This is a genomic window from Sulfurisoma sediminicola (genome assembly GCF_003865015.1).
In the GTDB taxonomy this organism is placed as follows: Bacteria; Pseudomonadota; Gammaproteobacteria; order Burkholderiales; family Rhodocyclaceae; genus Sulfurisoma; species Sulfurisoma sediminicola.
On sequence record NZ_BHVV01000004.1, the window covers coordinates 1 to 17,666 of the forward strand.

Genomic DNA, 17,666 nt, shown 5'->3' on the forward strand with positions numbered 1-17,666 from the left:
CCGGTGAAGCCCTGGAAGACCCGCAGGTGGTCTTGCTTGACGACGCTCCAATCTGGGCGCAGCGCTTCGAGAGCCGATGCGCCATTGAGGTAGTCGTCGCCGTCGCCGCCATCGAGCACGTCGCTGCCCAAACCGCCGGCCAGGACATCGTCGCCGGCCTCGCCCTCGAGCAGATCGTTGCCATCGCCGCCCTGCAGCGCGTCGTCGCCGTCGCCGCCATGGAGCTTGTCGTCGCCGCCGGTGGCGATCAGCACGTCGCGGCCGCCGTAGCCGTAGAGCTCGTCGTCGCCGTCGCCGTTGTGCAGGTAGTTGTCCGAAGCGTTGCCGTACAGGCGCCCCGAGCCCCAGACTTCGCCGTAGTCGCCCTGTGCGCGGATTTCCATGGCGGGCAGGCCGCGGGCATCGATGACGGTGTGGTCCTGGTTGTACCAGGCGCTGGTCCTGGTCACGGGCTCGACCGCGGCGGGCGCGAGTTCGGGCGGGGGCGTCATGGCGCCGGGCAGGGTGATGCCGAGCTGGCCGTTCTGCCAGCGCTTGACCCACATGCCCCCACCCGTGGTGCTGCCGCCGACGATGGACAGCACCTTGAAGGTCTGGTTGTCTTCGGTCCAGTCATATAGGCTGTAGGTGAAGGTCTTGCCATCGACGGTCTGCCGCCAGACGTTGGTGGATTGCTTCGTGATGGCTGTGCCCAGCGTCACGCCGTCGTACTGGATGCTGCCCGTTCCATCGCTGTCGTCGATCCAGTCCCAGCCGTCGCCGGAGGTGAAGATGTAGGTGTCGGTACCTGCACCGCCCAGGAGGGTGTCGGTGTCCTTGCCGCCGGTGAGTTCGTCGTTTCCGGTTCCGCCAACAAGGGTGTCAGCGCCGGCGTCGCCGAATAGCTTGTCCTGTCCGGCGTTGCCTTCGAGGGTGTCGCCGCCGCCGTTGCCGTGGATGGTGTCGTCGCCGAGGTTGCCGTAGAGGCGGTCGGCATCCGAGCCGCCGGCCATCTCGCCATCGCGTTGGTCGGTGCCGAAGACGATCTTGCTGGTGCCACCCATGAGGCTGCCTTGGACAAGGATCTTCTGGCCAGCGGCGGCGTCCGTTCCGAGGTCGCTGAATTCCCAGTTACGGGTGTCCTTGGAGCCGTACTTGGCACCGTCGAAGCGGATCGTGCCGCCAACGGGGGCGATGTCGTCGGTGTTGGCGCGCAGTCGCCAGGTGAGCAGGGCGGCGCGGTCGGCGAGCCAGAGCGCGCTCAGTTCGCCCGTGCCCGTGGCTTCGTCGTAGAGGTCGAGGGCGCCGTCGGCGTTGTGCGCGGTGTAGTCGGCACCGAGGATGGCGAAGGGGTTGAGTTCGCGCAGGGCGTAGCGGTAGGCGAGGTTGTTCTGGGCGATGGAGGCGATCTGGGTACTGCTGAATTGCGTGAGGTCGCGGACGCTGACGAGGCCGGCGGATTGGGTGAAGAGTTGGTTGTCCTGAATGGCCTTGATGCGGGCGTACAAGGCTTCGCGCTGGTCGGTCTGGGCGGAGGTTATCGTGGTGCCAGCCTTGAACAGGTTGCCCAGCGCATTGACCATGTTCTCCAGGGTGCGGTCGGCAACATTGGCCGAGGCCTCGAGCAGAGGTGTGATGCGGTACAAACCTGACGCGCCAGCACCGTTCAGGTTGGCGTCGAGCGTAGCCAGGAGGTTGTAGATGGCGAGCGAGTCGGTCATCTGGGATGAACTGTGCGACCGAAACATTGGTAGCAGGAATGAATCATCCTCAATGTAAATGCCATTCCAGCCACCGGGTTGCTGGAGCATGCCGTTGTTCATGGCAGCGAACTCCCGGCCGCCAATGCCGTAGACGTTCTGGATACGCGAAGACGTGAAAGAGGCCGCGCCGCCGAGGGCCGCGAACAGACTGTCGACCGTGCTATTGCCGATCTTGAAACCAAGGCCATTCACGGCCGCGGCGTTCGAAGCGATGCCGGGAAAGAGTCGGGTAAAGGCCATCGCCAGATGGCCGCCCAAGCTGTGCCCAGCCACGTTGACTGTACCCAATCCCGCGGGAATCTTGCCTGTGGCAAGTCGCAGCTCGGCAGGTTGTGCCGAGGAATCCCCCATGACGATACCGAAGGGGTAGTTGTCGATCGGAATCGCGCCGAGTGGCAGGTCGCCGAAACTGTCGTAAGGGACAAGGCGCCCGACTGCATAGGTTTGACCTTCAGCTGTCGTAGCGCGCTGCCAGAAATTGTAAAGATCGACAAGCTGGCGCACTGCAATGCCATCGGTTGCAATCAGCGCGGCATCGGCTGAGAAATCAGGAAAATCCGTGGAGCCACGTATCGCCAGGTGATAGGCGCCCGTGTGCCGATTCTTGAATATCGTTGCGGAGAAGCCTGCCGCAGTGTCGGGAAGATGGTCGATGACTTGCCAGTCGAGGACGAAGGCGCGAGCTTGGGAATCGGAGAAGTCTTTATTTTCTGGGCCACGCAGGGCGGCGATTAATTTCTCGTTGTCTGAAATTGGCTGTTTCAGATCGGCATCCCAAAGGTTGGCGTAGGCGGCTTCGGCCAGTTGGGCTTGTTGAAACAGGTCTTGGATCGTGCTCATTTCTCGATTCCTTTGAATTGTTTCGTAAATTGCCACATACGGCTATCGTTCCGCTCCCCACCGCTGCAATGTCCACTTCGCAACCAGAACTTCCAGCCGTACCAGCCGGCGCCATATGCACCCTGTGCTGTGGAGAAATCGATGTAACGGGCCAAGACTTCCCCAGTCTTGCCATCGACCACTTCTTGCTCATGCCGCCACCGATTTGGAAAGGACGGTCCGTTGACTCTGACGAGCCAGTTAAACCGGTCGTTTATAAAATAAGTAGTAGTCGTACCACGCCCGCCATCGAACATCTCATCGCGGGAGGGGGCTTCCTTGTTCGCCACCAGCGTCTCCATCACCCCTGGGTTCTCTTTCTTCCACTGATCCAGTGTCTCGTAGACCCAGAACCCTGCGTCTTTCTCGCAGTAGTACCTGTGTGCCACGACGGTCGGAATGTGATCCCAGAAAACCAGCATGTACATCACCAGCGCCGCGCCGCTTCCCCAGTGGGCCGCGCTCCTGCCGCGCTTGCGTGCGTGCACGATTGCGCCGATCACCACCGCAATTGAAAGCAGGAAATACAACGCCATCGCACCAAATACGACGAGGCCCATTACGCCACCTTCCTTTCAGTTGAATCATTCGCCGCGCAGAAGTCGGCGCTGGTGCTCGGCCGATGCATTTGCCCCATCCCATCACCGTCCTGCCAGCGCCGACTTTTTCTTTCTCTCGATTCCAGTCCTATCGCACCCATGAACCCAGTGTCCGATCCATCGAGCCAGTCCGCCCCCTGGTTGGCCACGGGCGTATCGTCGGTGTCGCCGAAGAGTCGGTCGGCTCCGCTGCCGCCGAAGAGGATGTCCGAGCCGCCATCGCCCTGGAGAGAGTCGTCGCCATCCTCGCCGAAAAGCGTGTCGTTGCCATGGTCGGCGTAGGCCACGGTGCTTGAGTCGCCCTCGAGGATGTCGTTGCCCGCGCCACCGAAGAGGGTGTCGTTCTTGCCGTAGCCGTAGAGCGTATCGGCCCCATCGCCGCCGAAGAGCGTGTCTGCGCCCTGGTATTCGATCGGGACGGTATCGGCGTCCCCGACGAGCAGGTCGTCGCCGGCACCGCCGTAGAGTTCGTCCGCCCCGCCCTCACCATAGAGGGTGTCGGCGCCGTCGCCGCCGTCGAGGATGTCGTTGCCGTGATCGGCCGGCAGGCCGGGGACACCATCGCCGAACAACCGGTCGGCGCCCGCGCCGCCCAGCAGCTTGTCCGCTCCGGCACCGGCGACCAGGCTGTCGTCGTCATCGCCGCCGTCGAGCAGGTCGGCGCCATCGCCGCCGATGAGCCGGTCGTTGCCCGCGCCGCCCCGCAGCACGTTGGCGCCATCGCCGGGCAAGTCGCCCAGGCCGGTGAAGCCCTGGAAGACCCGCAGGTGGTCTTGCTTGACGACGCTCCAATCTGGGCGCAGCGCTTCGAGAGCCGATGCGCCATTGAGGTAGTCGTCGCCGTCGCCGCCATCGAGCACGTCGCTGCCCAAACCGCCGGCCAGGACATCGTCGCCGGCCTCGCCCTCGAGCAGATCGTTGCCATCGCCGCCCTGCAGCGCGTCGTCGCCGTCGCCGCCATGGAGCTTGTCGTCGCCGCCGGTGGCGATCAGCACGTCGCGGCCGCCGTAGCCGTAGAGCTCGTCGTCGCCGTCGCCGTTGTGCAGGTAGTTGTCCGAAGCGTTGCCGTACAGGCGCCCCGAGCCCCAGACTTCGCCGTAGTCGCCCTGTGCGCGGATTTCCATGGCGGGCAGGCCGCGGGCATCGATGACGGTGTGGTCCTGGTTGTACCAGGCGCTGGTCCTGGTCACGGGCTCGACCGCGGCGGGCGCGAGTTCGGGCGGGGGCGTCATGGCGCCGGGCAGGGTGATGCCGAGCTGGCCGTTCTGCCAGCGCTTGACCCACATGCCCCCACCCGTGGTGCTGCCGCCGACGATGGACAGCACCTTGAAGGTCTGGTTGTCTTCGGTCCAGTCATATAGGCTGTAGGTGAAGGTCTTGCCATCGACGGTCTGCCGCCAGACGTTGGTGGATTGCTTCGTGATGGCTGTGCCCAGCGTCACGCCGTCGTACTGGATGCTGCCCGTTCCATCGCTGTCGTCGATCCAGTCCCAGCCGTCGCCGGAGGTGAAGATGTAGGTGTCGGTACCTGCACCGCCCAGGAGGGTGTCGGTGTCCTTGCCGCCGGTGAGTTCGTCGTTTCCGGTTCCGCCAACAAGGGTGTCAGCGCCGGCGTCGCCGAATAGCTTGTCCTGTCCGGCGTTGCCTTCGAGGGTGTCGCCGCCGCCGTTGCCGTGGGGGGTGTCGTCGCCGAGGTTGCCGTAGAGGCGGTCGGCATCCGAGCCGCCGGCCATCTCGCCATCGCGTTGGTCGGTGCCGAAGACGATCTTGCTGGTGCCACCCATGAGGCTGCCTTGGACAAGGATCTTCTGGCCAGCGGCGGCGTCCGTTCCGAGGTCGCTGAATTCCCAGTTACGGGTGTCCTTGGCGCCGTACTTGGCACCGTCGAAGCGGATCGTGCCGCCAACGGGGGCGATGTCGTCGGTGTTGGCGCGCAGTCGCCAGGTGAGCAGGGCGGCGCGGTCGGCGAGCCAGAGCGCGCTCAGTTCGCCCGTGCCCGTGGCTTCGTCGTAGAGGTCGAGGGCGCCGTCGGCGTTGTGCGCGGTGTAGTCGGCACCGAGGATGGCGAAGGGGTTGAGTTCGCGCAGGGCGTAGCGGTAGGCGAGGGCGCTGCCGGCGGTGCCGTCGCCGGTCAAGGCGAGGGACCTAAGGGTGTCGGCGGGTTTGTTCGAAAGATCGATGACACAGCCATTTCGTCCTTTAACGGCCACGAACAGCGGGGAACTCGTAAGGCCATAGAGATTGGCATAAAGCGCCTCGCGGCTTGTTTGAGAATCGGCTACCGGCAGTACTTTCGTCGGCGCGGTTCCATTACCAAGAACCATCCGGCGCAGAGCGTCGAGCGTCTGTTCAATGGAACTGCCATCGATCACACTGGCGGCCCTCATGATGTTCGTCATGGCCGTTGTCCCTAAGCCAGGATCAAGCAACGCCATCAGATTCATCATGGCAAGCGAGTCGGTCACGACCTTCTGGCTGTGGGCATTGCCCTCCTCGAAAATACGGATGTCGGTGCCACGATGGCCTGGCACGCTGGAGACAAGATAGTCACCGATCAAATTGGTCTGCCGGTTCTCGGCGTAGGATGGATCCGCATTTCCCAAGAACTGGGCAAGCGTGCGAAGCGTTCCCTCGACGCCCCACGAGCCGGGTGCATTGAAGGTAGCGACGGCGGACGTCGCGCCGCCGAACACATAGCCGAAAATGGTGCTGAGATAACCACCCAGTGAATGACCGGCAACAGTGACGGCGGTTCCGCCAATACCCGGCCCAACGCCCTGCACTGGCTCACCCCAGTAATACCGGAATGCTTGGGCGCCGTCGCCAACACCAACAGCAACCTGCTGCGCCACGTCGCCCTTTCCGGCCTGGAGTCGCAGAAGGTAATTGACCATGCTGAGAATTTGGTTCATCGGCTTGCCGCCGATTGCCAGCACGGCGTCAGTAACGAGATCGCCCGCATCAGCCCCCGAAGTGCCGCGGTTGACGAAGTAGAGCTTACCGGTGGCCCTTTCGCGGAACAGCGTCGCGGAGAATCCGTTGGTCGTCGGGTCGGTGGTGTATTGATCGAGGGCGTCGAAACGCTCGATGAATTTCTGTGCTTCGGTCGCGGAGAAGTCGGAGGTCCTTTCGGACCAGGGAAGGAGCGGGTTGTCGAGTTTGGTAAGGGCCTTCGTGACCCCGATTGGATCGAGTGCTCCATCCGATCCTCTGTCCACCGTGCTGAAGTCGGAGTACGCGGCCAGAGCCAATTCGGCACCGTCGTAATACGCTTGGAAGGAAGAACTCATTTTGCGTCTCCATTCTTTGAAAGCATGAACGCACCGTGAATCACATCCAATGGGCCAGGCTTATTCGGATTGTCAAAACAGCCGGACGAACGCCCCCGGCTTGAAAGCCAGCCTATGAGTGTGTTCTCGCCGAACAATCCGAGCGGGAGCGTCCACCACAGGCCGCCAGCCGGCTCGTAATTGGCGAAGCGACCCAAAAGCCTTTCGGTCTTGATATCGACAATGGCATATTCGTAGCGCTGATAGCGAGTTAGCGGATACCAGCCGCCTGATGTGTACGCTTCGATGACCGCGTAGCGTCGGAGAAAGGGCGTTTGGCGTGTATTCCGGTCACTAATCTCTGCGCGACGGAAATTCCGATTCCAGCTCTCCTCGGGCACCTCCACCGTTTCAAATACCTTCGCACCCACGTCATCGCGCTTGCATAACACCTCCTTGTGATACCAGCGATTGAAAACGGTATCGCCGAAAGTGAGCACCAGGATGCCTACCACGGCCATCACCGCCCAGCGGTTCGATCCAGTGCGGCGCTTGACCGTTCGTGCAGTTGCTCGCAGTAGCCAGATGTAGGCGGCCAACAGGATCGCCGCGGTGCCGAGAATCAACAATCCGATCATGCATGCCTCCATTCAGTCCGATAGCCTGCCCGACGTAATGTGTATCCGTCACGCCGGCGCCGACTTTCTCGGCTGCGGATGCGCCAACGCCGTCTAAAGATGATGTCCGTCTCCAATTGATCCATGAAACGAACATTACGTAGGCCCGCTAGGATTGCCGTGTCGTTGCCGCCGGAGCCCTCGTCATCGTCGTCGCCGCCCTGCAATGCGTCGTCGCCGTCGCCGCCATAGAGCTTGTCGTCGCCGCCCGTGGCGATCAGCACGTCGCGGCCGCCGTAGCCGTAGAGCTCGTCGTCGCCTTCGCCGTTGTGCAGGTAGTTGTCCGAAGCGTTGCCGTACAGGCGCCCCGAGCCCCAGACCTCGCCGTAGTCGCCCTGTGCGCGGATTTCCATGGCGGGCAGGCCGCGGGCATCGATGACGGTGTGGTCCTGGTTGTACCAGGCGCTGGTCCTGGTCACGGGCTCGACCGCCGCGGGGGCGAGTTCGGGCGGGGGCGTCATGGCGCCGGGCAGGGTGATGCCGAGCTGGCCGGCCTGGTAACGGTTCACGAAGGCGCCGCCCGCGGTGCCGGCTATGGCCAGGCGCTTGAAGGTCTGGCCGTCCTCGGTCCAGTCGGTGAGGATGAAATAGAAGGCCTGGCCATTGACGGTCTGCTTCCAGACCTGGTCGGCGATTTTTTCGCCACCGGTGAGATGGACGCCGTCGTAGGTGATGCGGCCGAGGCCGTCGCTGTCTTCGAGGGTGTCCCAGCCGTCGCCGGACTTGAGGACGTAGGTGTCGCTGCCGAGGCCGCCCCTGAGGATGTCGGCTTCCTTGCCGCCTTCGAGGGTGTCGTCGCCGGTGCCACCGATCAGGAGGTCCGTGCCGGCGTCGCCGTAGAGCGTGTCGTCGCCGCCGTTGCCTTCGAGGGTGTCGCCGCCGCCGTTGCCGTGGATGGTGTCGTCGCCGAGGTTGCCGTAGAGGCGGTCGCCCTGGTCGCCGCCCTTGAGGTCAGGATCGGCGCTGTCCTTGCCGAAGATGACCTGGTTTTCCGGATCGCTGCTGGGGAAGCCGTTTCTCTGCCCGGCGATGTGGAGGGTGACGCCCCTGGCTTCGTCGCGATAGCTCCAGTTGCGGAAGTCGCCGTAGCCGTAGGTCGGTCCGAACAGGACGGTCTTGTCGGTAGTGTTGGCGATGTTGGCCCAGTGAAGGAACTTGGCGCGGTCGGAAAGCCAGTCGTCGGTGAGTTCGCCATGGCCGGTGGTGGCGTTGTAGAGGTCGAGTTCTCCGTTCTGGTTGAACTTGGTGTAGAGGCTGTTGTCGCCGAGAACGGCGAAGGGGTTGAGTTCGCGCAGGGCGTAGCGGTAGGCGAGGTTGTCGGTGTCGCCGTTGACGGCGAGGCCTTTGAGGGCGTCGGCGGATTTGCCGAGGAGGGAAACGAGGGTGAGGCCGGATTTGTCTTTGAGGGCGTTCTCTATTGCGCCGATCGCCGCGTAGTATTCGCGCCGACCGTTGATGTCGCCGGCATCGAGCGACCAAAGATTGGGCGCCCATGGCGTGCCTGCCTCCGGTATATCCACGGTGGTTACCGTTGGCGAACTTCCGCCGACGATCGCCTTGTGTAGCGCCAAAGTAAGCTTTTCCAGGGTGTCGCCGATTTGGACGGACGCGGCTTCGTAATAGCGGGTGATGTCCCGCAGCGTCAGCGTACGATCGAGCCGATAGAGCAAGGCGTGCATCGCCAGGCTGTCCATCAATGGCTCGATGAGATGGCTGTTGCGCTCCGTGGCGATGGGGGTTTCCTTCGGCAGGGCCCCTGCGTTGGTGAAGGTGCCGGCGACGGCACTCCAGTCGTCCCCGGGCGCGAGGTTCTCGCTTTCGAGGTTGTGGATGCGCGACCCGACTTCGGCAAAGGTGTCGGCAGCGCCGAAACCCAGGTGGCGGTTGAAGAGATTGGCGAATTCGTCGGTGAGCTTTTGCGCGCTGCCCGACATCAGAAGCACTTCGGGGCCAACACCGAAGGCGAGGTGCTCGAGCAAGCCGGTGCTCAAGCCGGGTATTACGACGCCGGCGAGATTGACTGACGAAGGGTCGAAACCGGGGGCATTGTAGATATAGGCGTCGGTGACGAGCGACGGGAAGAGCCGCGTCGCGAGGGCAGCAAGGTGGCCGCCCAACGAGTGGCCCGTGACCACAATCCTTTCGTTCTCGCCGATCAGCCCGGAGCCTTTCCGTTGTTCGGTCGTGAAGTAGAAATAGACCGATTGCCCGGGTAGTTTGCCGGCGGCGCGTACGCTGGGCACCGACGGTACCGTGAGGTCCGCATGCAGGTCTAGCCGCTGGAAATCCTGCCCGGCGGGCGTCGTGAGTTCGCGGATGAAGTTGACCAGCTCGACGGCCTGGGTGATCGCCAGGCCGACGATGCCGATGCCGGCAAGGTCCGCCTGAAAGAGGTCGATGCCGGATCCCGCCGTCGGCTCGGTACCCCGGATGGCGAGTACCTTCTGTCCGGCGCGCTCGAACAAGGTCGCGGCGAAACCAGTGGCGTCGTTGCCGTGATAGCCGGCGGGACGGACGGTCCAGACGGCCTGGCCGCCGCTGTTCTCCGGATCGAACATCTGCTCGGCGAGCTTGATGGGAAGGCGCTCTTGGGAGTTGGCCGCCGCTGCAATCATGCCCCCTGTAAATTCTTTAAGATTGACATAGGCGGCCGTCGAAAGTTTGGCGAATTCGTAGTAGTCGAGAATGGTGGGCACAAGGGGCTCCTATCGCTTGATGGCGGGCACGAGGACTGCTTCGAGGAACGGTTGCTGCTTCGGGCCACTGTCGGGATCGGGGCATATCGTCAGATCGCTGCCGAGCAGTCGGATCCAGAGCCTTTCGACAGTGCTTGCACGGCGCTTGATCAGCGTGTTTCGCCCGAGCACTTCGCCAGTCGCCGAATCGACGACTTGCCATTCGATCTTCTCCAACCTCCAACCGATGGGCTCTTCGATCTTGTGAGGCGTCGGCTGGTAGGCATGTTTGTAGTGGTAACGGGCGGTGGGCTGGTCGAGGATCGAGGCGACGATACCCTCGGGTGTCCGCTCCAAGTGAACGACCCCACCATCCGTGAGCATGTTCTCCTTATACCGGTAGCCTCGCGCATCCCAATCGGCAAGGGATTTTGCATCGAAATTCCAGTTGCCCTTTCTGATCTGGTTTCGAGGGGTGCGGCTGGTGTCGTCAACGAACCCCTCCACCTCGACTTTCCGCCCCACATGCACCCCCGCATCCGTGCAGGCCTGCTTGAAGTGCCAGGCGATCCACGCCTCCTCGGCCCACGGCAAGGCGAGCAAGACCGCCACCGGCGGCGCGATCGCCGCCCATTTCCAGCGGAAGCGCGCGAGGAGCTTCCTTAGCGGCAATGCGAGCACAACGACGACGATCGCCGAATAGATTGCGATCAGGACGATTCCGATGGGGCTGATGATCATGCTGCTCTCCTGAGGGTGGCAGGGGCGCTCAAGGATGGAATGTTGCCGTCCCGCCAGCGCCGACTTTTTCCCGCCAGCGTGTCCCGTGCGCCGTAGCCGTAGAGTTCGTCGTCGCCTTCGCCGTTGTGCAGGTAGTTGTCCGAAGCGTTGCCGTACAGGCGCCCCGAGCCCCAGACTTCGCCGTAATCGCCGACGGCCTGGATTTCCATGGCGGGCAGGCCGCGGGCATCGATGACGGTGTGGTCCTGGTTGTACCAGGCGCTGGTCCTGGTCACGGGCTCGACCGCGGCGGGCGCGAGTTCGGGCGGGGGCGTCATGGCGCCGGGCAGGGTGAGGCCGAGCGTGCCGGCCTGGTAGCGGTTCACGAAGGCGCCGCCCGCGGTGCCGGCTATGGCCAGGCGCTTGAAGGTCTGGCCGTCCTCGGTCCAGTCGGTGAGGATGAAATAGAAGGCCTGGCCATTGACGGTCTGTTTCCAGACCTGGTCGGCGATCTTCTCGCCACCGGTGAGTTGGACGCCGTCGTAGGTGATGCGGCCGAGGCCGTCGCTGTCTTCGATGGTGTCCCAGCCGTCGCCGGACTTGAGGACGTAGGTGTCGCTGCCGAGGCCGCCCTTGAGGATGTCGGCTTCCTTGCCGCCTTCGAGGATGTCGTCGCCGGTGCCGCCGAGCAGGAGGTCGGTGCCGGCATCGCCGTAGAGCGTGTCGTCGCCGCCGTTGCCTTCGAGGGTGTCGCCGCCGCCGTTGCCGTGGAGGGTGTCGTCGCCAAGGTTGCCGTGGATGCGGTCGCCCTGGTCGCCGCCCTTGAGGTCAGGATCGGCGCCGTCCTTGCCGAAGATGACCTGGCTTTCGGGGGCGGTGCCGGGAAAGCCCTGGCCGCGGATAAGGACGGAGTAGTCGCGGGCCTCGTCGCGGTAGCGCCAGTTGCGGGTGTCGCGGTAGCCGTATCGGGTGCCGTCGAGGCTGGTGCTGTCGGCGGTGTTGGCGATGTTGGCCCAGTGGAGGAACTTGGCGCTGTCGGAAAGCCAGTCCTCGGTGAGTTCGCCCTGGCCGGTGGTGGCGTTGAAGAGGTCGAGTTCTCCGTTCTGGTTGAACTTGGTGTAGAGGCTGTTGTCGCCGAGGATGGCGAAGGGGTTGAGTTCGCGCAGGGCGTAGCGGTAGGCGGGGGCGTCGGTGTCGCCGTTGACGGCCAGGCCTTTGAGGGCGTCGGCAGACTTGTTGGCGAGGGAGACGAGGGTGAGGCCGGTTTTGCTCTTGAGCGCGTTTTCGATTTCGAGGACGGCGGAATAAAAGGCCTGTCGCTTCTCGATGCGACCTTTGCCGATCAAGGGACCAAGGTCGTTCTCTTCGAGGCTCGTGACGTTGTCGGGAACAAGCCGCTTGGCGGAGTCGCTATTGACCAGCAGCTTGTAGAGGGCATCGACGAGGATTTCGTCGGTATCCTCGGGTCTGGCCGACGCCGCGTCAAGGATTCGGTTCGTGTCGGCAATTGTGAGCGCCGTGTTCATGCGATAGAACAAGGCATGGACGGCGAAATTGTCCGTCAGCGGCTCGATCAGGTGGCTGTTGCCTTCGGTCGTGACGAGGGTCTTGTCGCCGTAGATCGTGGCGTTGGTGAAGTACCCGGCGACGAGACTCGCGTCGTCGCCCGGCACGCTGTCCTCGCTGTCCAGGTTGTGGAGCGTCAGACCGGCAAAGCTCGACGCCGGTTGTTGGGGCAGGTAGCTCTTCATCAGCTGGACGAAGGGCTCGGTCAGCCTGTTCGCGACAGTGCCTCCGACTGCGGCCGCTGCCACGATGGCGGCGGCGGCGACGGGGTTGCTGACGGCCAGGGCGCCGAAATAGGCCGCCAGAGAGGCATTCGCCGCACTGCTCGGATCGAATCCCGGGGCGTTGTAGGTATAGGCCGCGTCCACGAGATTCGGGAACAGGCGTGCCGCCATGACGGCAAGATGTCCGCCCAGGCTGTGGCCGGTGACGGTGATCTTCTCTCCCGGGCCGATCAAGTCGAGCCCGCGCATCGGGTCTTTGTCCGTCAGGTAGATGTAGCCAATGCCACCACTGACCGGGACGCTCGGACAGGTGGCAGGGTCGGGCCGGGTCGTCGAAAATGCCCAACCATACTGTCGCGTCATGTCATCCGCGGCGGTCGTCAGCCGGAGGATGTGGTTGATCATGGAAGCCGTCTGGCTCAGCGCAAAGCCGAGGTAGCCGATCTGGCCAATATCCGCTACCAATAGGTCGATCCCGGGCGGCTCGGTGCCTCGAATCGCCAGCACCTTCTGGCCGTCCTTCTGGAACAGCGTCGCCGCGAATCCCGTGTCGTCGTTGCCGTAGTAGCCGTTGTAGTTGCCGTTCGCCAGTGCGCTGGTGGGGATGGTCCAGACGGATGTGACGCCCGCCTTCTTCGCGTCCGTGGAGTCCTTGTCAAACAGGAGGTTCGCAATCGGTGTTGGAAGGCGGCCTTGACCTTGGGAAAACAGGGAAATGGTAGAGCCGAGGTACGCGCCGTCCGTGCGAGGGGCCTTATCCAGGTCGATGTAGGCAGCGGTCGCGAGTTGGGAATACTGATAGTAGTCGAGAATGCTCGGCATGACTATTTCCTCAATTGACTTTCTTCGGAATCAGGATTGCCTCGTAGAGAGTTTTGCGCATCTCGGATTCCCCGTAGCAGATGATTTGGCCGCTCCCCAAAAAGCGAATCCACAGTCCCTCGATGAAGCTAGGCCAGCGGGAGAACCATAGCTCGCGGCCGAGCACTTCGCCGGTTTGACTATCCACGACCTGCATTTCGTTGCGACCCATCTGAAATCCCGCGGGTGCCCAGGTCTCCTTGTGGGCGCGGCGATAGTGGTAGCGGGATTGCGGTTGCCTCAACGTTGAAACATAAACACCGTCCGGATGTCGTTCCACGTGCATGACACTTCCGTCGGAGTACAGGTTCTCGCGATAGAGGTACCCCCGTTTGTCAAATTGGACAAGGCTGTCCGGATCGCTGTAATACAGCCTCGGCCCACCGAAGTCCTCATCTCGTTGCGCAACATTGGTCGCGTCGACGTATCCCTCCGCCTCCACCATTCGATACACCGTAACTCCCGCCTCCTTGCAGGCCCGCTCGAAGTGCCAGGCAATCCACAGTTCGTCGGCAAAGGGAAACACGAGCAGGACGGGAGCGAGCAGCAGCAAAGCGCCCCGTCGGGGGGAGCCTTCAGTCTTCCGCCACAGTCTGCGCAAGCCGAGGAAAGCCAGCCAGTAGAACGGCAGGACCAGGACGATTCCGACGATAGAAATTTGCGGTGTCATGCGGCGCGCCTCCAGAGTGTGTAATTCATGGCGTGTCTGCGGCGCGATGTCCGTAATTCGGCGTGTCGCCAGCGCCGACTTTTCAATACCACCACCCGGCCAGTCGTGCAGTAGTCGATTATCAGATCGGCGCCGCCGATGAGCCGGTCGCTGCCCAAACCGCCGGCCAGGACATCGTCGCCGGCTCCGCCCTCGAGCAGGTCGTTGCCGGTGCCGCCCTGCAGCGCGTCGTCGCCGTCGCCGCCATGGAGCTTGTCGTCGCCGCCGGTCGCGATCAGCACGTCGCGGCCGCCGTAGCCGTAGAGTTCGTCGTCGCCTTCGCCGTTGTGCAGGTAGTTGTCCGAAGCGTTGCCGTAAAGGCGCCCCGAGCCCCAGACCTCGCCGTAATCGCCCTGTGCGCGGATTTCCATGGCGGGCAGGCCGCGGGCGTCGATGACGGTGTGATCCTGGTTGTACCAGGCGCTGGTCCTGGTCACGGGCTCGACCGCGGCGGGCGCGAGTTCGGGCGGGGGCGTCATGGCGCCGGGCAGGGTGAGGCCGAGCTGGCCGGCCTCGTAGCGGTTCACGAAGGCGCCGCCCGCGGTGCCGGCTATGGCCAGGCGCTTGAAGGTCTGGCCGTCCTCGGTCCAGTCGGTGAGGATGAAATAGAAGGCCTGGCCATTGACGGTCTGTTTCCAGACCTGGTCGGCGATCTTCTCGCCACCGGTGAGCTGGATGCCGTCGTAGGTGATGCGGCCGAGGCCGTCGCTGTCTTCTATGGTGTCCCAGCCGTCGCCGGACTTGAGGACGTAGGTGTCGCTGCCCGTCCCGCCTTTGAGGACGTCGGCTTCCTTGCCGCCTTCGAGGGTGTCGTCGCCGGTGCCGCCGAGCAGGAGGTCGGTGCCGGCGTCGCCGTAGAGCGTGTCGTCGCCGCCGTTGCCTTCGAGGGTGTCGCCGCCGGCGTTGCCGTGGATGGTGTCGTCGCCGAGGTTGCCGTAGAGGCGGTCGGCATCCGAGCCGCCGGCCATCTCGCCATCGCGTTGGTCGGTGCCGAAGACGATCTTGCTGGTGCCACCCATGAGGCTGCCTTGGACAAGGATCTTCTGGCCAGCGGCGGCGTCCGTTCCGAGGTCGCTGAATTCCCAGTTACGGGTGTCCTTGGCGCCGTACTTGGCACCGTCGAAGCGGATCGTGCCGCCAACGGGGGCGATGTCGTCGGTGTTGGCGCGCAGTCGCCAGGTGAGCAGGGCGGCGCGGTCGGCGAGCCAGAGCGCGCTCAGTTCGCCCGTGCCCGTGGCTTCGTCGTAGAGGTCGAGGGCGCCGTCGGCGTTGTGCGCGGTGTAGTCGGCACCGAGGATGGCGAAGGGGTTGAGTTCGCGCAGGGCGTAGCGGTAGGCGAGGGCGCTGCCGGCGGTGCCGTCGCCGTCGATGGCGAGAGTCTTGAGGGTGGCGGCGGATTTGGAGAGAAGGGATTCGAAGCGATAACGGTTGGGATTGGTTACGGCATAGGTGCGCAGGGCATCGAGCTTGGTGTGGTAGTCGGTGCGGGCTGCGGTAGCGTCACCGGCGTCGCCGATCTGCGTGCTGTTGGTTTGGTTGAGAAAGACCTTACGCAGGCCGTCAAGAACATTTTCAAGAGAGGAGGCGGGTTGAGCGGAACCTGCATTCAACAGCGCCGTAACGGATGCAAGACTCAGATTCTCATCCAGAGTGCCCATCACATCCGCCAAGGCGAGGGCATCGGTAAGCTTGTACATGGAGTGATTCGGGAAAGTGGTCCCCTCTTCATTGAAGACTGGGATACGCTGCCCTTTCTGACTCAGCCAACCATCGGTGGTGGCGACGTTGATGCCATGTTCGGCGTAGTAGTTCTTCTGCTTGACTGCGTCTGGCCAGGTCGTGACCCCGAGAGAAAGCGAGTTCTCGACATTGCTGATGTAACTCTCAGGAAAAACACGGCCGACACCCAAGCCGTTATAAGTGAAGCTATTTAGGACTCGATTTCCGAACAGCCGGGAAAACACCGTAGTGAGATGACCGCCGAGGCTGTGGCCGTCGACCATCAGGGGCCCGGCGTTGTATAGCGAGCCGTCGCCTAAACCCAGCCCGGTATCGCGAAGGACACCGCCCCCAGCATCGGAGTATTGAACGACCGGAATGCCCAGCGGGGCATTGGCCCGCAGGTACCAATTGACCATTGCCAGAATCTGGGACTGAGCCAGACCGCTTCCAACATAGGCATTAGCGTCTGTAAACCAATCCCGTGAATCTGTCTTCTCAGTACCTCGGAACGATACGTATTTCCGACCTGTACCTTTTTCCTCGAATATCGTTACAGAGAAGCCTGACGAACTAGGGTCCGTCCATTGATCAACTACTCTAAAGTTGGTCCCAACATAGGTTGCAAGCCGGTCAGTAAGAATAACTTTCACCTTGGAACTGAGTACGTCTCCCGTGTCGCCTTTAATCAGACTGGTTTGATAGCTTGAGTCGGCCAGAACGGCATTCAGAAATGCGCCATGAATTTCGATGTTCATTACCCATTCGTCCTTGCATTTTTGAACGGTAGAAGGATCTTCTGCAATTTGCTTTGTTGAACTATCTCTGGCATGCATTCCCCTGTCGTCAAGAAAGTCGCTTGTCCTCCAGGTATCCACTGACTAAGCCAGCCGCCAGGTGTATTGAATTGCTTCCATTCGGCTAGCAATCGCTTGGTCTTTCGTTCGTAGAGTTTTGTTTGGTACATTCGAATTGGAATTGCGGCCGAAATCTCTTTTGGAAAGGGTCCCCCAGAATCCCACAAGACAAGAGACTCTCGAAACTCTTGTAGCTGGAAGTCGTTGTCTCCTGTATCGCTTGATCGCCACTTTCCCTCGTGCGTATATAGCTCTTCCCCAACCGGAATCGTCCCGTAGATCTTGACCTCCTTCGCTTCCTCGCATAGCCGCTCGAATTGGTACTTGCCGACGATCTCATCGGCGAGCGGTGCAATGAACACCACGGGAAATAGAATCGCGGTCGTCACCCATCGCGGCCAGTGTGCCTTTGTGCGACGTGCGAGCCCATACGCTAGCAGCCACGCGACTACGCAAGAGACCAATGTCCAGATCAGAATGCCAATTAGATACACAGTCGATCTCCTTTCGTAATTCGGGAAGCCAGTAGACGCAGTGAAATGGTCTGGAGGTATTCGGTGCGACCTTTGTGTATGCGTCGGGGCCTGCTCATGCCGCCGCCCTCCATGACACCTCGTTGATGCGTACTGACGTTGCATCGCCGTTCCACCACTGCCGACTTTTTGATATCGCTCTCCACTTGCCCTCGCCGCCCTGCAATGCGTCGTCGCCGTCGCCGCCGTAGAGTTCGTCGTCGCCTTCGCCGTTGTGCAGGTAGTTGTCCGAAGCGTTGCCGTACAGGCGCCCCGAGCCCCAGACTTCGCCGTAGTCGCCCTGTGCGCGGATTTCCATGGCGGGCAGGCCGCGGGCATCGATGACGACATGGTCCTGGTTGTACCAGGCGCTGGTCCTGGTCACGGGCTCGACGGCCGCGGGGGCGAGTTCGGGCGGGGGCGTCATGGCGCCGGGCAGGGTGATGCCGAGCTGGCCGGCCTGGTAGCGGTTCACGAAGGCGCCGCCCGCGGTGCCGATGAACCGGTCGTTTCCAGCCCGCACCGGGTTGAGCTCGATGCAGCGCATGCAGGCCAGCAGGTAGGCTTCGGCCTGCGCCACGCAGGACTTGAAGCGCCCGTCCCACAGATTTCCCACAGGTTGCTGCTGCGCCAGTAGGAGCCACTCGGTACCGGGAG

Annotated in this window: 12 protein-coding genes; 1 reads left to right on the forward strand and 11 read right to left on the reverse strand. The window is 62.7% G+C overall.

Annotated elements, in window-relative coordinates; all coding sequences use genetic code 11:
- A partial coding sequence (locus tag EJE94_RS14950; RefSeq protein ID WP_275540521.1) for a calcium-binding protein occupies window positions 1–1,700 on the reverse strand: 1,700 nt, incomplete at its 3' end.
- A 78-nt stretch (window positions 1,701–1,778) separates the two neighbouring features.
- On the opposite strand from EJE94_RS14950, the gene EJE94_RS14730 reads away from it, so the two are divergent.
- The gene (locus tag EJE94_RS14730) at window positions 1,779–2,285 is read left to right on the forward strand and encodes a hypothetical protein (protein WP_207855840.1); all 507 of its coding nucleotides are present in this window, start codon (window positions 1,779–1,781) and stop codon (window positions 2,283–2,285) included.
- A 293-nt stretch (window positions 2,286–2,578) separates the two neighbouring features.
- On the opposite strand, the gene EJE94_RS08290 is transcribed toward EJE94_RS14730, so the two are convergent.
- From EJE94_RS08290 to EJE94_RS14735, 10 genes are all read right to left on the reverse strand, one after another.
- Window positions 2,579–3,181, reverse strand: a complete 603-nt coding sequence (locus tag EJE94_RS08290; RefSeq protein ID WP_121239458.1) for a hypothetical protein — start codon at window positions 3,179–3,181, stop codon at window positions 2,579–2,581.
- Window positions 3,181–6,510 (reverse strand): calcium-binding protein, encoded by a 3,330-nt coding sequence (locus tag EJE94_RS08295; RefSeq protein ID WP_124962421.1) that lies wholly within the window; start codon window positions 6,508–6,510, stop codon window positions 3,181–3,183. Before EJE94_RS08295 ends, EJE94_RS08290 begins: the two co-directional genes overlap by 1 nt.
- On the reverse strand, window positions 6,507–7,127 hold the full coding sequence (locus EJE94_RS08300) for a hypothetical protein (RefSeq protein WP_124962422.1): 621 nt from the start codon (window positions 7,125–7,127) through the stop codon (window positions 6,507–6,509). Before EJE94_RS08300 ends, EJE94_RS08295 begins: the two co-directional genes overlap by 4 nt.
- Window positions 7,124–9,862 carry a hypothetical protein gene (locus EJE94_RS08305; RefSeq protein ID WP_121243395.1) on the reverse strand — a complete coding sequence of 913 codons (2,739 nt, stop codon included), beginning with the start codon at window positions 9,860–9,862 and terminating at the stop codon, window positions 7,124–7,126. The genes EJE94_RS08300 and EJE94_RS08305 overlap by 4 nt, the downstream gene beginning before the upstream one ends.
- 9 nt (window positions 9,863–9,871) lie before the next feature.
- Entirely contained in the window at window positions 9,872–10,582 is a 711-nt protein-coding gene (locus EJE94_RS08310; RefSeq protein WP_121243396.1) for a hypothetical protein, read from the reverse strand.
- Entirely contained in the window at window positions 10,579–13,173 is a 2,595-nt protein-coding gene (locus tag EJE94_RS08315; RefSeq protein WP_121243397.1) for a hypothetical protein, read from the reverse strand. The genes EJE94_RS08310 and EJE94_RS08315 overlap by 4 nt, the downstream gene beginning before the upstream one ends.
- A 10-nt stretch (window positions 13,174–13,183) precedes the next feature.
- Complete coding sequence (locus tag EJE94_RS08320) at window positions 13,184–13,882, reverse strand: hypothetical protein (protein WP_121243398.1); 699 nt, start codon at window positions 13,880–13,882, stop codon at window positions 13,184–13,186.
- Entirely contained in the window at window positions 13,879–15,618 is a 1,740-nt protein-coding gene (locus tag EJE94_RS08325) for a calcium-binding protein (protein ID WP_165904790.1), read from the reverse strand. Before EJE94_RS08325 ends, EJE94_RS08320 begins: the two co-directional genes overlap by 4 nt.
- Before the next feature lie 779 nt (window positions 15,619–16,397).
- Window positions 16,398–16,886, reverse strand: a complete 489-nt coding sequence (locus tag EJE94_RS14585; protein WP_147435845.1) for a hypothetical protein — start codon at window positions 16,884–16,886, stop codon at window positions 16,398–16,400.
- Window positions 16,887–17,085: 199 nt separating this feature from the next.
- The gene (locus tag EJE94_RS14735) at window positions 17,086–17,625 is read right to left on the reverse strand and encodes a hypothetical protein (protein WP_207855842.1); all 540 of its coding nucleotides are present in this window, start codon (window positions 17,623–17,625) and stop codon (window positions 17,086–17,088) included.
- Window positions 17,626–17,666: the final 41 nt, after the last annotated feature.